Source organism: Aquimarina sp. I32.4 (genome assembly GCF_002924285.1).
Classification (GTDB): Bacteria; Bacteroidota; Bacteroidia; order Flavobacteriales; family Flavobacteriaceae; genus Aquimarina.
In genome coordinates, this window is the sequence record NZ_PGUB01000100.1 from 1 (window position 1) to 14,811 (window position 14,811).

Genomic DNA, 14,811 nt, shown 5'->3' on the forward strand with positions numbered 1-14,811 from the left:
AGAAAGTATGAGTAATGAACTTATAAAATCTATAGTAAGTAATCATCACTACTTAGACGCATTTATGCGAAGTTAATATCCGTAAATTGTATAACATCAAAAGAAGGTATGGTAACGTAAAAAAATTACATCTTTTTTATATTTCGAATTAAATGCTCTAAGCCGTTAAGTTTTAACTCATATACTGTTTGCAACTGCTGCCCTAGCATTCCTTTTGGAAACCCTTTATTTGCATACCACACAATATAATATTCTGGTATATCAATAAGATATCTATCTTTATATTTACCATAGGGCATTTTGGTATGCGCTAGTTTGACTAAAAAATCTTTTTGAGACTGGGGAGTTTCCATAAATGAGAAGAAATACTATTATCTATTAAAATCTCTATAATACCACATCAGTGTCTCTACTTTTTTCTCCCATTTCTTTTGAGCTTCTTTGTTTCTAGAGTGATCAGTTTCTTCATCATACCTCTCTTGCATATTAATTCTCATTCTCTCTACAAGCTTATACATCTTATTAAGGTCTCTTCTGATATTTTTTCCAGCTTTATATTCTTTTAACCTCTTTCTCATTATTCTAGCATGTAATTCTGAGATATCAAAGTGAAGTTGCTCATGAGAAAGAAGGCCATCAGACATATGTCCTCTTTTAACCCAGGATAATGATGGATAGCAAAAACTATCTACCTGATAATTTAATTCTATTTCTCCTTTATCTTTTCCGTATGACCACTGGTATGTTATCCCTGTATTTACACTAGCATCATAAGTACTGGCCATATTGGGTTTTCCTCTAAAATCAGACCAAGCTAACTCGCTTCTTTCTGTGTATGAGAATTTCCCTACATAACCATTATTACTGGTAATAAATAAAAATAAAATAATAGTAATAAACTTACTCATAATTGCAAACAATTATGCCCGAATATAAAGTTATACTTTACCTATTCTTATGAGATGCCAGGGGATACTAATATGGGGCAGATATTATCAGCTTCTCAACAAAACAGTTCTATTTTCTAAAAACTTATGCATTTATATAACCAAATACAGTTTTCAGGATCTAAATCTAGGTAATTTTTCTTTTGTTTTCCTTAATACTTTTTCAATAAACAATTTTAGTGCCAAATTACCCTATTATACAAAAAATAAATAAAATAGGATAACCTATGCTGTATCAAATATATATAAAAAATTCTTTTTTTTTACACATCGATATGTATTTTTTATTAAGTATAAATTACATTACCCGTTTATTACTAGTACTCTCTTATTTATTTCTATTTTAGTTTACTACCTAAAAAAAATTACTCTTCTATCACAGTTAATTTTAAATCATCTTCAAACCTTATCAAATAAGCCCCGTTATTATGATAGCCTCCTACTTCTTTTTTGGAGTAATTAAATTTATTTTCTACATATTCTGTAGTACCGCCTAAAGAGGTTGCATGGTATATGTCATCTGCTGCACCTAATCGCATTAGGATATCATAAGCGATATCAAATCCACGTATAGCCCAGTTATTAGGTCCAACACCATATTCTTTCTTATAGCGTTTTACAAAAGGTGAATCTTCTTGTCCTTCTTCTATTATCTTATTATCAAATTCTTTATCTACAGATGGGTAATGCATGTGTAATTTTGATAAATGATCATTCTTAATATGGTCATTTTCATACGCACTATTTTTATCTGTAGTAAACAATGTTATTTTATGACTTTCAGCTTTTGAATTAAGTAATGGAATTACATTACTTATCATCGCTACATCACTCGATTCAAAAAACACCCAATTAGGCTTTCTTTTATCCAACACTTTATTTAATCTTACTTCATACAAATAATTTCCTTTTTCAATTCTTGCAACTTTTGCGGTAGGAAATTTAGCTATTAGTTTTTCTTTGATAGCTGTATACTTTTCTCCTTTTTGCACTATTATCACAATGTTCTTATCTGTAGAATCTTTCTCTACATAAGATATAAGCTTATCCTGTAGCAGAATATTTGAAGGTCTCGTCTGAAAAAAATTATCATACAAATTTGATTCTTTTTTTGAAGCAGGAGAGAATATTGCTGTATTATATTTTTTGAGTTCTGCAGCTACTATTTCTGCATTATTTTGATACAAAGGCCCTATAACAACATCTGTGTCATCAAAATTGTTTTCATCAATCAATTTCTTGAGGTATTCTTTGTTATTATTCTTTTGAGTATCAAATACATTAAGCTCTGTCGTAATTCCTTTGGTTTTTGCTGAATCTACAGCAATAAGAATCCCACTATACAAATCCAACGATATTCTAAGACTTTGTTTAGTTTTTAGATATTCTTCTGTATTTTTTCTAGCATCCAAATTCAAAGCATCCAAGCTCATTGGCAGCATTAATGCTACTTTTTTGGGTTTGAAATTATACAAATTATCTCCTAAATTAATAAGGTTTCCTTTTGTAAGTCCTGCATCTATATTTAGTGTATCTTTTGGTATAGTAATTACCATACCTGCTTTTAAACCTTCTCTCAAATATGGGTTCATTTTAAATAATGAATCCGAAGAAATACCAGTTCTCTTAAGTATTCTAAAAACAGTTTCTTTAGGTTTAACCTCGTATAGTTCGAATCCTGGTTGTATTGAATCTTTTAACGAGACAAAAACAGTAGTAGGAACAGTAATTTGCATTCCTACAGGAAAATTAGGATCCATACCTGGATTAAGCTTATCTAACTCTCCTACCGTAATCCCATGTCTTCTTGAGATACTATACTTTGTATCTTTTGGCTTAATGGTATATCTTGTTGTAGTAGATAATCTAGCATTAGGATCTAGATTGTTCTCTGGCACTTGACTATCTTCAGATCCTTCTGCATATACAGGGATTCGTATTTTATCTTTCTTTTTAATCTGTTCAGAGTATAGTCTTTTATTATTCTTCTTTATATCCTCTACAGTAACCTTATACTTTTTGGATATCCCATACAAAGTTTCTTTTCTTTTTACCTTATGGGTTATGTAACGTACAATTTTACGTTCTACAACTTGCTTTTTTAAGCTATCCAATACAGCTTCCTTTCCATTATCAGTTACTTCCCCTGAGGAGGAGGCGTCTTTTTTTATCTTTCCTACATTAAGAATCTGGCCTATATTAATACCACTACTAGCTTCTGGATTCAGTATATAAAATGTATCTGTAGATATATTATACTTTTTAGATAAACTATATACTGTATCTCCTTTTTCTACAACATGTGTTTTATACTCCTCATCATTTGTTACAGGAATAGCCAGAATCTCCCCCTCATTAATTCCTTCTTTTGCGGCAGGATTAATCTTATATATAGCTTCTGGCGTAGTATTATAGCGCTTTGCTATTCTATATACATTTTCTCCTTTTGCTACTTTATGACTCTTATATTGCTGTGCATATACAGAACTTGATAACACTGCCAACAAAAAGATTAACAACAACTTTTTCATGTAATTCTCCTATTTTTTAATTCCCTAACTTCAAAAAATCTATTATATACTTCTACTCCCACTCAATTGTAGCTGGAGGCTTAGAGCTAATATCATATACTACTCTATTAACGCCTTTTACCCTGTTTATTATTGCATTAGAGGTTTTTTGTAAAAACTCATAAGGAAGATTTACCCAGTCTGCCGTCATTCCATCTGTACTTTCTACTGCTCGTAATGCTACACAATTTTCATAGGTACGCTCATCTCCCATAACTCCAACACTCTGCACTGGTAATAAGATTGCACCTGCTTGCCATACTTTATCATACAACCCATCTTCTTTTAATCCATTAATAAAGATGGCATCTACTTCTTGCAATATTGCAACTTTATCCTCAGTAATATCTCCTAGTATACGAATTGCCAATCCTGGCCCTGGAAAAGGATGTCTTCCTAATAATTCTGGGTCAATTCCCATTGATGCTCCTACTCTACGCACCTCATCTTTAAACAACATTCGCAATGGCTCTACCACTTTCAATTTCATAAAATCAGGTAATCCCCCTACATTATGATGAGATTTAATGGTAGCAGAAGGGCCATTTACAGAAATTGACTCTATCACATCTGGGTATATTGTACCCTGCCCTAACCATTTGGCATCATCAATCTTATGCGACTCATCATCAAATACTTCTATAAAAATCTTTCCAATAATCTTACGTTTTCCCTCTGGGTCACTTTCTCCTGCCAGAGCATCCAAAAAGCGTGCCGAAGCATCTACTCCTTTTACATTAAGCCCCATACCCTCATATTGTTTTAACACATCAGAAAACTCATTTTTACGAAGTAATCCATTGTTTACAAAAATACAATGCAGGTTCTCTCCAATAGCCTTGTGCAATAATACTGCTGCTACTGTAGAATCTACTCCTCCACTTAATCCTAATACAACTTTGTCATCTCCTATTTTTTCTTTGAGTTCTGCTACTGTAGTGTCTACAAAGGAATCTGGTGTCCAATCTGGTTGCACTCCTGCTATTTTGATTAAAAAATTATCTAGCAATTGTTTTCCATCAGTCGAGTGATATACTTCTGGGTGAAATTGAATTGCATAAGTATCTTCATTTTCTATTTTATATGCAGCATTCTCAACATCTCCTGTACTTGCCAATCGAACTCCTCCTGTTGGAAGCTTTTTTATGGTATCACTATGACTCATCCATACCTGTGAACCTTTACTGATATTTTCAAAAAAGACTTCTCCTTCTTGCACAAAAGATAAATTAGCTCGACCATATTCTCTAGTATTAGAAGGAGTAACCTCTCCACCACTGAAATGAGCTAAATATTGCGCTCCGTAACAAACGGCTAATAGAGGTTTTTTTCCTCTAATCTCAGATAAATCAGGATGAGGAGCATCTTCACTTCTTACAGAAAAAGGAGAACCTGAAAGAATTACTGCTTTAAAATCTGAGACATTCTCAGGTAAATTATTGTATGGGTGAATTTCGCAGTAAATATTTAATTCTCTAACTCTTCTTGCTATAAGTTGAGTATACTGCGATCCAAAATCTAAAATAAGTACGTTGTTTTGCATAGGCAAAAATAAAATTAAATTACAACCCTCGAAATCCTAATTAGAATAATTTTCAATATTATTTTTTTTCTCAGTTTTTAACCTTCGATTTATAACCCAACAATGCTTTACAAACTACTCTTTTGCAGTATCAATTATATGGTTCTTCCCTTTGACCACTGATAAAATTTCATGTAACTTTAAGAAAACTTCAAAAATGACAGGAATTATCTTTTCATCAATTATAAAAGACTTAAAAACAGCAACAGAATCTTCTGATCATCCTTTTAGGCATTTTACACTGGCTACTTCTGCTACAGATGGCACTCCAAGAATGCGTACTGTGGTGCTTCGCGATATAGATGATATGCTAAATCTTATGATATACACTGATAAACGATCAAAAAAAACACCCCACATACATAACCATAACTCAGTAAGCCTTTTATTTACTGATGCAAAAAGATTTTTACAGATTTCTATACTTGCCAAAGCTGAAATTATTAGCAATAACAGTATACTACAAACTATTTGGGAGAAAATACCTCAAAAATCTAGAAAAGATTATTCCACCCAACTACCCCCAGGGCAAGAGATAAGTAATCCTGCTGCAATTGATTATCTTGAGGGGACTCATTTTTTTTCTGCTATAAAATTCACTCCTCATCATATTGAATATCTACGTTTAAAAAGGCCTGATCACATTCGTGTAGCTTTTAAAAAAAAATATAATGATTGGAATGGCTCTTACCTTGTACCATAAAGGGCTGAGTAATTTTCTGAAAAAATTATTGTTTCAAAATAACAAATCCACCTTGTAAAGGGTCTAATTGTTTTATAAGCATAGGAATTAATTGATCTCCGTATTCCAAATATAATTCTGTGAAATTTTGAGTACGTTCTTGTAAACTTTGATTAGGGAAGAGTTCATTCTGTAGCACAGTCAATCGTTTTACCTGATCGCTTAATTTTTGCCTTTGTGCTTTTAATAATCTTTTTTCTAGTGTATCTAATCCTTTCAGTTGTTTTACTTCTTGTGCTTTTACTGCATTATAAAAAGTAACATCTGTTTTTTCTGCTACTTCATACATAGATTGAAATTGTTCCTGAAGATGTTTTCTCTGCGGATCAAAATTAATATCTATATTAGATATCTGTCGTACTTTACGGTTAATCAACTCATGCTGTTTCAAAAATAATTCAGTATCAGAAACAGTAAGATTCTTTATTTTTTCGGCTTGCTTTTGAGTCTGAACCAAAACAGAGTTACGTAGTAATAACATAGGAAAAGGAACCTGTACTGCTTCAAAATAATCTTTTAACTCTAACCAATATGCCAATTCTCCTCCTCCTCCTATATAACAAAGATTTGGCAGAATTACTTCTTGATACAAAGGACGCATCATGACATTAGGACTAAATTTTTCGGGAGTCTCTTCGAGGGTTTTTAGGATTTCATCTTTACTAAACTCAATATCGGTTTCGTTGACAAAATACTTTCCTTCTTTTTCTATAATGCGTTCTCTTGAATTTTGAGAAAGGTAAAACAAATTAATTTCTCTTGGGTTTACTTGCACTTTATACCCTGCTTCATCTAGTTTTTGGGCTTTTTTTGATACTGTTTTATATGCTTCTTGCGTTATTAATTCCTTTTCTACAAATGGAATAAATAATCGTTTCAATTCACGATCATCACCATCAACGATAACCAACCCATATGCACCAAATAACTCATTAGCCAGATAACGAGTAGCCTCAGTAAGACCAGTATGCTCTAAATATGCTTTTTTAAATAAGGTTTTGAGATATTCTGCATTTTTTCCTACTCCAATTTCAGAAGAAAAAACATCAAAAACCTTGTCTAATCCTTCTGTATCAAAAACTCCTACAGCACCTCCATCTTTGCGATTCCATTGTATTTTTTTTCCAAATAGATTAAAGTAATTTATCTCATCAAAATCATGATCCTCTGTTGCCATCCAGTACACAGGAACAAAATTATAATCAGGATACTTATTCTTAAGCTGTTTTGTAAGATTAATTGTCGATATAATCTTATACAAAAAGTATAACGGACCTGTAAAAAGGTTTAGTTGATGCCCTGTAACTACAGTAAATGTAGTAGAGTCTTCTAGTTGCTCAATATTTGCTGCGGTAAGATCAGATAGATCTACTCCTTTATATTGTGCTCTCAATGCTTTTACCAATACCTTTCTATGAGCATCAGAAAAAGCATCTTTCTTTTCTTCTAGCTGATTTTTGAAATTTTCTAACTCAGGAAAACGATGATAAAAAGGAGTTAATTCAGCTTTTTGATCTAAATAGTCACAAATAAGGGATGAAAAATAATTCGTATCGCGAAACGGAATACAATCACTAGGCATAAGCAAACTTTTTTTGATCGATAAATATACGGTAGATTGTCGCTTCATTTATTTTTTTATATTTTTTTTAATAATTCCCCTTAATTTACTCCCCTACTTCGTCTAGTAATTAATTTATATTTGCAGGTATCTCAAATCTTAAATTTTAGTTAACATCAATATTACCCTAAATTTAACTCGGTATTTTACCATCTTAAATCAACACACCAGTCGATGAAAAAATTAACTACCATTCTTTTTATTACAATTATAAGTACCTGTTTGGGGTATTCTCAAGACAAGTTACAATCTCCCTCAGATTTTTTGGGATATGAGATAGGAGATCAATTTACACGTCATGCCGATGTGGTCAATTATTTTAAGCATGTTGCTGATCAATCTACAATGGTAAGTTATCATACCTATGGCAAAACAAATGAGCGTAGACCACTCACCTATGCTATTATTTCTTCTGAAGAGAATTTAAAGAATATTGAGAATATTCGATTGAATAATTTAAAAAACATTGGCTTAGAAAAAGGAGAAGCTACACCACAAACTGCAATTGTTTGGTTGAGCTATAATGTACATGGTAATGAGGCTTCTGGTACAGAAGCGGCTATGAAGACGGTGTATGAATTGATTTCAAAAAAAACAGCATGGTTAAAAAACACTGTTGTTATTATGGATCCTTGTGTCAATCCAGATGGGCGTGATCGATATGTAAATTGGTATAATCAGGTAAAAGCCACTCCTTATAACACAGATCAGGCGGCAACAGAACATAATGAACCTTGGCCAGGCGGAAGACCGAATCATTATTTATTTGATTTGAACCGCGACTGGGCATGGGCCACTCAAGTAGAGTCATCGCAACGCATACAGGTATACAATCAATGGATGCCTCATATTCATGTAGATTTTCATGAGCAGGGTATCAATGATCCTTATTATTTTGCTCCTGCGGCAGAGCCTTTTCATGAAATCATAACACCTTGGCAAAAAGATTTTCAGACACAAATTGGAAAAAATCATGCTCGATATTTTGATTCAGAAGGATGGTTATTTTTTACCCGAGAACGTTTTGATCTATTATATCCTAGCTACGGGGATACCTACCCCACTTTTATGGGAGCTATAGGAATGACCTATGAACAAGCAGGACATGGTAGAGCTGGATTAGGTATACAAACTGATGAGGGATATGTATTGACCCTTAAAGATCGTGCATTACATCATACTACTACTGGGTTATCTACTGTTGAAATTTCTTCTTTGCAGGCTGCAAAATTAAATACCGAATTCAAAAAATTCTTTACCAATACTAATTATACATATAAAAGTTATGTGCTTACAGGTGAAAAAGATAAAATTAATAAGCTTACAGCGTTGTTAGATATACATGATATCCAATATGGATTTACTAATACGTCAAAAGTATCTGGCTTTAATTTTAAAGAAAATAAGCAAGGATCAATTAATGCCAAAGGAGCTTTGGTTGTAAGTACCAATCAAGCAAAGGGTAAGATGGTAAAAGTACTTTTTGAACCAAATACAAAATTAAATGAACCTCTCACCTATGATATTACAGCCTGGAGTATTCCTCATGCATATGGATTAGATGCTATTGCTTCTACTTCACTAATCTCTGCTGATTCAACTAAAAAAGCAACAACAATCAACAATACTGCAACTCCATCTGGAGCGGGGTATATTTCTAAATGGAATAGTATTGATGATGCTGCTTTTATGGCAGATCTATTACAAAATAATATCAGAGTTCGTTTTAGCGAAAAAGATTTTTCTAATACTGGTAATAGCTTTAAAAAAGGAAGTCTTTTGATTACCAAAAGTGATAATCTTAGCATTAAAAATTACGATACTATTGTTGTAGAAATTGCTAATAAACATAACAGACAATTATTTGTTGCGCCCACTAGTTTTTCTACCAATGGTGTAGATTTTGGATCACCAGATGTAAAATTAATCAACAAACAACGCATTGCAGTACTCAAAGGAGCGCACACCTCATCTCTAAATTATGGAGAGATTTGGCATTTCTTTGAACAACAACTTAAATTTCCTATTACTTCTATAGACACAGAGTATTTCAAAAAAGTTGAGCTAAGCAATTATGATGTGCTTATTCTGCCAGACGGAAACTATAAGAACTACATAGACCAAAATCTATTGATCAAATTAAAAAAATGGATTCAAAATGGAGGAAAAGTAATCGCTATTGCCGATGCAATGAACTCATTTGTTGATCAACCAGGTTTTGATCTCAAAAAAAACACTGTAGCAGAAAAGGATAAAGATTCTATCGCTGGTAATCTTACACCATATAATCAAAGAGAACGAGAAAGTGTAAAAGAATTTATTACAGGAAGTATTTTTAAAACTTATGTAGATTCCTCTCATCCTATGGCTTTTGGGTATGACAACACCTACTTTAGTCTTAAACTAAACAACAAATCATATCAATTTCTCAAAGACGGATACAATGTAGCTTACATCAAACAACCAGAGAATGTATCTGGATTTGCTGGTACAACCGCACTAAAAGGATTACACAATTCTCTTGTATTTGGCGAAACAAGAATAGGGCGAGGAAGTATGATTTATATGGTAGATAATCCTTTATTCAGATCTTTTTGGGAAAACGGAAAACTGTTTTTGGTAAATGCCATTTTCTTTACTAATAACAATAAATATAGAATTTAAATTAAATAATCATGAATAACTCACATCTCTCGACAACTATAAAAACTATGGCTTTATCGGCTATGGTGCTTTTAGCGAGTTGTAATCAAAAGAAAGAAGCAGTAAAACCTACTGCAACCACAACAACTGCATCGAATACTACTACCAATGTATTGTTATCAGAATGGACTGGCCCTTATCAAGGGACACCAGCATTTGATAAAATGAATGTTTCTGATATAAAATCAGCACTTGATAAAGGAATGGAACTCAATCTTAAAGAGATTGAGGCAATTGCAAATAATCCTGATGCTCCTACTTTTGACAATACTATTGTCGCTATGGAAAAAGCTGGGGCAGAACTCAATAGAGTTTTTACATATTATGGTATTTTAAGTAGTAATATGTCTTCGCCAGAGTTTAGGAATGTTCAAAAAGAAATGGCTCCTATACTATCAGAGTTCAATTCAAAAATATCGCAAAACGAGAAATTATTTGAGCGTATTAAAACTGTATACGATAACTCGCAAAAAACACCTCTAGAAGCAGATCAACAACGAGTAGCACAACTTATTTATGAATCATTTGCTATGAATGGTGCTGCGTTTGATGTTGAAAAGAAAAAACGATATGCGGCCATCAATAAAGAGTTATCAGAACTATATACTAATTTCTCTAATAATGTATTAGAGGATGAAGAAGGGTATGTAACCTACCTTACAAAAGATCAATTAAGTGGTTTATCTGAACCTCTAATCAAAGCATATGCAAAAGCGGCAACCGATAGAGACCAAGAAGGAAAATATGCAGTAACCAATACAAGGTCTTCTATGGATCCTTTTCTTACCTACTCAAACGAGCGAGATATACGAGAAAAGGTATGGAAAAACTATTACTCTCGCGGGGATAATGGCGATGATAAGGATAATAATGCAAACATTGCAAAGATCCTGAAATTAAGAAAAGAACGTGTAGCATTATTAGGTCATGATAACTATGCCGATTGGAGATTACAAAACCGTATGGCCAAAAAGCCAGAAAATGCAATGGAGCTTATGAATGCGGTATGGCCTGCTGCAATTGCAAGAGTAAAAGAAGAAGTAGCTGATATGCAAGCGGTAGCAGATGCAAATGGAGATAAAATAACTATAGAACCTTGGGATTATCGCTATTATGCAGAAAAAGTAAGAAAAAAGAAATACGATCTAGATTCTGATGAAGTAAAACAATACCTGCAATTAGATAAATTAAGAGAGGCTATGTTTTTTGTAGCTGGTGAATTATTTAATTTTAAGTTTACTCCTATTGAAGAAGGAAAAGTACCTGTTTTTCATGAAGATGTTAAGGTTTGGGAAGTAACTGACAAAACTTCTGGAGCGCATATTGGTCTATGGTATCTAGATCCATTTGCCAGACCAGGAAAACGATCTGGTGCATGGGCAAATACCTATAGAAGTCATACTACCTTTGATGGTAAAACAAATGTATTGTCATCCAACAATTCTAATTTTGTAAAACCTGCACCAGGAGAAGCTGTTTTGGTATCATGGTCAGATGCAACTACATTTTTCCATGAGTTTGGTCACGCACTACACTTCTTATCTTCTGAGGTAAGATATCCAACCCTGAACGGAGGAGTAAGAGATTATACAGAATTCCAGTCTCAATTATTAGAGCGATGGTTATCTACAGATAAAGTCATCAATAATTATTTGGTACACTATAAGACAGGAGAACCAATCCCTAAATCATTGGTTGATAAAATAAAGAAAGCTGCTACTTTTAATCAAGGGTTTGCAACTACAGAATACCTTGCTTCTGCTCTTATAGATATGAAACTACACTTGGCAGATCCTACAGATATTGATATAGACAAGTTTGAGAAAGAAGCTCTAGAAGCTTTACACATGCCAAAAGAATTGGTAATGCGTCACCGTACTCCTCATTTTGGGCATGTATTTTCTGGAGAAGGGTATGCGACTGCATATTATGGATATATGTGGGCAGATGTGCTTACATCTGATGCTGCAGAAGCTTTTGCAGAAGCTCCTGGAGGTTTTTATGACAAAGAAGTAGCCGCAAAATTGGTAAAATACCTTTTTGCACCTCGCAATGCTATAGACCCTGCAGAAGCATATAGACTGTTTAGAGGTCGCGATGCTAAGATTGAAGCTTTGATGAAAGATAGAGGGTTTCCTATTCCAAAATCATAGCAATACCCCACCATAAATAAAAAAACACACATACATCGTTGATTGCGATATATGTGTGTTTTTATTTTAATACCACTTCTCGCTCACCGCCTTTATCTCTTCTTTACACATAGCTAGCATACTCTCTACTTTATCTGGATATTGTTGCAACCCAAATGCGGTACTATTTTCTGTAGTAATCCCCATAAGCCCCAAACATGCATTCAACAAAGGAGTGGCAAAATTCATACTTTTTAAAGGCTCTATCGTAAAATCACTACCACTAGTCATTAGCACCAATGCTTGTTTACCATCACACAATCCTCTTGGCCCATTTTCTGTTTGCTCAAAGGTTTTTCCTGCTTGTATAACTGCATCTACCCATGCTTTTACTGTGGCAGGAAGTGACATATTATACATAGGACTCGCTACTACGATCCTATCTGCATCAAGAAGCTGAACCACCATTTTATCATTTTTGGATAATATTTTTTGCTCCTCATCATTCAATGCTACTCCGCCAAAATTACGATTCACATATAGGTTCAGGTTTTTTTCTAATAACAAATCAGGAGTATCTTTGGTCAAGTCTAGAAATGTTATCTCTGTCTTATTTTGAGCATGCTCTACAAAAAAATCTACCAACTTTTTGGTATTTGATTGTTCTCTAGGGGTATAACTTACAACAAGTGTCTTTTTCATAGCGTCTATTATTATAATTTTAAATCATTTCAAATTAAATTCATGAAATTTTTCGTTCTTACAAAAGTATATTACATTGGCACACAAATTACATGACTATACTCAAGTATATTGGTATACAACAGTATAGTGATCGTATTATAATATTGATATCCAGAAAAATGAATAGCATAAAAGACACCCCCAAACATACACCAGCAGAATGCAAATCATTTATCCTACCTGTTAGAGATGTAATAGATTTAATAGGAGGTAAATGGAAACTCCCCATCATTGTCACCCTCTCTTTCAAGAGTTACAGATTCAAAGAACTAGAACGTGAAATAGTAGGCATCACCCCAAGAATGCTATCTAAGGAGCTAAAAGACCTAGAAATAAATGGCCTAGTTGATAGAAAAGAATCTGCAACAACACCTATTACTGTAGCATATAGTTTGACCTATTACGGGTTATCACTGGATAAAGTGATCGAAGTGGTTAGAGATTGGGGGATTACTCATAGAAAAAAAATAATGAGCAAATAACATATAGTAACTCCTGTTGATGATTTGTGAACTTTGATATTCAGTATCGGGTGTTCAATATTCTATATTCATTTTTTACTGTTTTGAGTGTTTTTGGATTATCAACTTCATCTGTTCTATAAAAGCGATCGGATGAAAATGATATACCTACTATTTGTAGAGAACCGCCGTAAAGGTTTCTGTATCTGAAGAGAATTGATAAAGAGACTTTAAAACCACAACACTACTGCTGTGTTTTTTTATATATTGTATTGCTTACTCATACCGCCACTAAGCACAGCTTAGCGGTAGCAGGGGAATATTTGCCAACGGTTTGTGTGTGGAGTTTATTTTTCGAAATTTTCGATTACTTCATCTATTTCTCCATCATGATCATAATCATATTCTAATTTTGTAGAAAAACTTTTACCATCCAATTTTAAAATCTCCACTTTTTTTCCTTCGATTATTAATTCTTTATTTTCAAAAGAATAATTTCCTAACTTCTGAAATTCTTTTTCACAATCCCAAACATCAACTGACCATACACTTCCATCTTCTCTAAATTGCAAATAATCTCTTCCACACTTTTCATGATCGTCATAAGGAATTACATTTCCATTAACAATTTTATTTACAATATACCAATCTCCTAAAATTAAATTCTCTAGTTCATAGTTTTGATTATCATCGTCTTTATTACATGAGGTATTAAACATTAAAATTCCAAAAAAAAGTAATAACAGTTTAATTTTCATAACTTAAATTTATTTTAATTCAACTATTTATTTTTATCATTTTTAAACTGAACTCATCTTGACTTTTTCTATTTCCTAAAAAATGGCTGAAAGTCAAGATGAGTTCACTGATAAATTTTCATATTAATTATAATATTTTGTGTTCTACACAATGTTTCTTGTATGTGTTGTAACAGAGCAAAATGTTACCCTTCTTTTTGATTTTTCTGCGCATTGATTGCTAACTTTTTCTCTTAGCAAATATTGCGCCTTACCAAAAATACAATAACATTTCGATTGATCACTTAGTTGCTATGGGCGCATATATCGTGTTGAACTAATCCTCGTTACCTCGGAAGCTTTTTTTGTTCCCTATAAAAATAGTTTAAATTTAGATAGTCAATAAAAACATCTAAATTATGTATCAAAAAAAAGTAAAACGATTCTAGAGACGGCTTTAGAGCGTGTTCCTGAATTCACAGTATTAGTAGATATGGAGTTGCTACCTTTATTCGGACAGATATTTAAGACGGTTTATGTTTAAATAAATATCTTAGAAAAATGAAAAAACG

11 protein-coding genes are annotated in these 14,811 nt (G+C 32.9%); 4 read left to right on the plus strand and 7 right to left on the minus strand.

Annotated features, from left to right (window positions below; genetic code table 11):
• Nucleotides 1-125: 125 nt before the first annotated feature.
• The 4 genes from CVD18_RS17915 to guaA all read right to left on the minus strand — a co-directional run bounded on the left by CVD18_RS17915 (nt 126) and on the right by guaA (nt 5,060).
• The gene (locus tag CVD18_RS17915; protein WP_103866827.1) at nt 126-353 is read right to left on the minus strand and encodes a DUF3820 family protein; all 228 of its coding nucleotides are present in this window, start codon (nt 351-353) and stop codon (nt 126-128) included.
• Nucleotides 354-371: 18 nt separating this feature from the next.
• Entirely contained in the window at nt 372-908 is a 537-nt protein-coding gene (locus tag CVD18_RS17920; RefSeq protein ID WP_103866829.1) for a DUF922 domain-containing protein, read from the minus strand.
• A gap of 404 nt (nt 909-1,312) precedes the next feature.
• On the minus strand, nt 1,313-3,478 hold the full coding sequence (locus CVD18_RS17925) for a LysM peptidoglycan-binding domain-containing protein (protein ID WP_103866831.1): 2,166 nt from the start codon (nt 3,476-3,478) through the stop codon (nt 1,313-1,315).
• 52 nt (nt 3,479-3,530) lie between these two features.
• On the minus strand, nt 3,531-5,060 hold the full coding sequence (gene guaA / locus CVD18_RS17930) for a glutamine-hydrolyzing GMP synthase (RefSeq protein ID WP_103866833.1): 1,530 nt from the start codon (nt 5,058-5,060) through the stop codon (nt 3,531-3,533).
• A 196-nt stretch (nt 5,061-5,256) separates the two neighbouring features.
• On the opposite strand from guaA, the gene CVD18_RS17935 reads away from it, so the two are divergent.
• Nucleotides 5,257-5,802, plus strand: a complete 546-nt coding sequence (locus CVD18_RS17935; RefSeq protein WP_103866835.1) for a pyridoxamine 5'-phosphate oxidase family protein — start codon at nt 5,257-5,259, stop codon at nt 5,800-5,802.
• 25 nt (nt 5,803-5,827) lie between these two features.
• Here the strand turns inward: CVD18_RS17935 and bshC are convergent, their stop codons facing one another.
• Nucleotides 5,828-7,423, minus strand: coding sequence for a bacillithiol biosynthesis cysteine-adding enzyme BshC (gene bshC, locus CVD18_RS17940; RefSeq protein WP_103866837.1), 1,596 nt, complete (start codon nt 7,421-7,423; stop codon nt 5,828-5,830).
• A gap of 213 nt (nt 7,424-7,636) precedes the next feature.
• Here bshC and CVD18_RS17945 point away from each other — a divergent pair, with 213 nt between their 5' ends.
• The gene (locus CVD18_RS17945) at nt 7,637-10,126 is read left to right on the plus strand and encodes a M14 family metallopeptidase (RefSeq protein WP_103866839.1); all 2,490 of its coding nucleotides are present in this window, start codon (nt 7,637-7,639) and stop codon (nt 10,124-10,126) included.
• Nucleotides 10,127-10,137: 11 nt separating this feature from the next.
• Nucleotides 10,138-12,318, plus strand: coding sequence for a M3 family metallopeptidase (locus CVD18_RS17950; RefSeq protein ID WP_233194581.1), 2,181 nt, complete (start codon nt 10,138-10,140; stop codon nt 12,316-12,318).
• Between the two features lie 66 nt (nt 12,319-12,384).
• Here CVD18_RS17950 and CVD18_RS17955 read toward each other — a convergent pair whose 3' ends face one another.
• Nucleotides 12,385-12,999, minus strand: a complete 615-nt coding sequence (locus CVD18_RS17955; protein ID WP_103866843.1) for an FMN-dependent NADH-azoreductase — start codon at nt 12,997-12,999, stop codon at nt 12,385-12,387.
• Between the two features lie 92 nt (nt 13,000-13,091).
• On the opposite strand from CVD18_RS17955, the gene CVD18_RS17960 reads away from it, so the two are divergent.
• Complete coding sequence (locus CVD18_RS17960; RefSeq protein WP_233194582.1) at nt 13,092-13,523, plus strand: helix-turn-helix domain-containing protein; 432 nt, start codon at nt 13,092-13,094, stop codon at nt 13,521-13,523.
• A 326-nt stretch (nt 13,524-13,849) separates the two neighbouring features.
• Here CVD18_RS17960 and CVD18_RS17965 read toward each other — a convergent pair whose 3' ends face one another.
• Nucleotides 13,850-14,260, minus strand: coding sequence for a hypothetical protein (locus tag CVD18_RS17965; RefSeq protein WP_103866845.1), 411 nt, complete (start codon nt 14,258-14,260; stop codon nt 13,850-13,852).
• Between the last annotated feature and the right edge of the window lie 551 nt (nt 14,261-14,811).

Coding starts and splice junctions, on each gene's coding strand:
- bshC (WP_103866837.1), bottom strand. CDS start 7,423: ATGCCTAGTGATTGTATTCCGTTTCGCGATACGAATTATTTTTCATCC.
- CVD18_RS17965 (WP_103866845.1), bottom strand. CDS start 14,260: ATGAAAATTAAACTGTTATTACTTTTTTTTGGAATTTTAATGTTTAAT.
- CVD18_RS17925 (WP_103866831.1), bottom strand. CDS start 3,478: ATGAAAAAGTTGTTGTTAATCTTTTTGTTGGCAGTGTTATCAAGTTCT.
- CVD18_RS17950 (WP_233194581.1), top strand. CDS start 10,138: ATGAATAACTCACATCTCTCGACAACTATAAAAACTATGGCTTTATCG.
- guaA (WP_103866833.1), bottom strand. CDS start 5,060: ATGCAAAACAACGTACTTATTTTAGATTTTGGATCGCAGTATACTCAA.
- CVD18_RS17920 (WP_103866829.1), bottom strand. CDS start 908: ATGAGTAAGTTTATTACTATTATTTTATTTTTATTTATTACCAGTAAT.
- CVD18_RS17935 (WP_103866835.1), top strand. CDS start 5,257: ATGACAGGAATTATCTTTTCATCAATTATAAAAGACTTAAAAACAGCA.
- CVD18_RS17960 (WP_233194582.1), top strand. CDS start 13,092: ATGACTATACTCAAGTATATTGGTATACAACAGTATAGTGATCGTATT.
- CVD18_RS17945 (WP_103866839.1), top strand. CDS start 7,637: ATGAAAAAATTAACTACCATTCTTTTTATTACAATTATAAGTACCTGT.
- CVD18_RS17915 (WP_103866827.1), bottom strand. CDS start 353: ATGGAAACTCCCCAGTCTCAAAAAGATTTTTTAGTCAAACTAGCGCAT.
- CVD18_RS17955 (WP_103866843.1), bottom strand. CDS start 12,999: ATGAAAAAGACACTTGTTGTAAGTTATACCCCTAGAGAACAATCAAAT.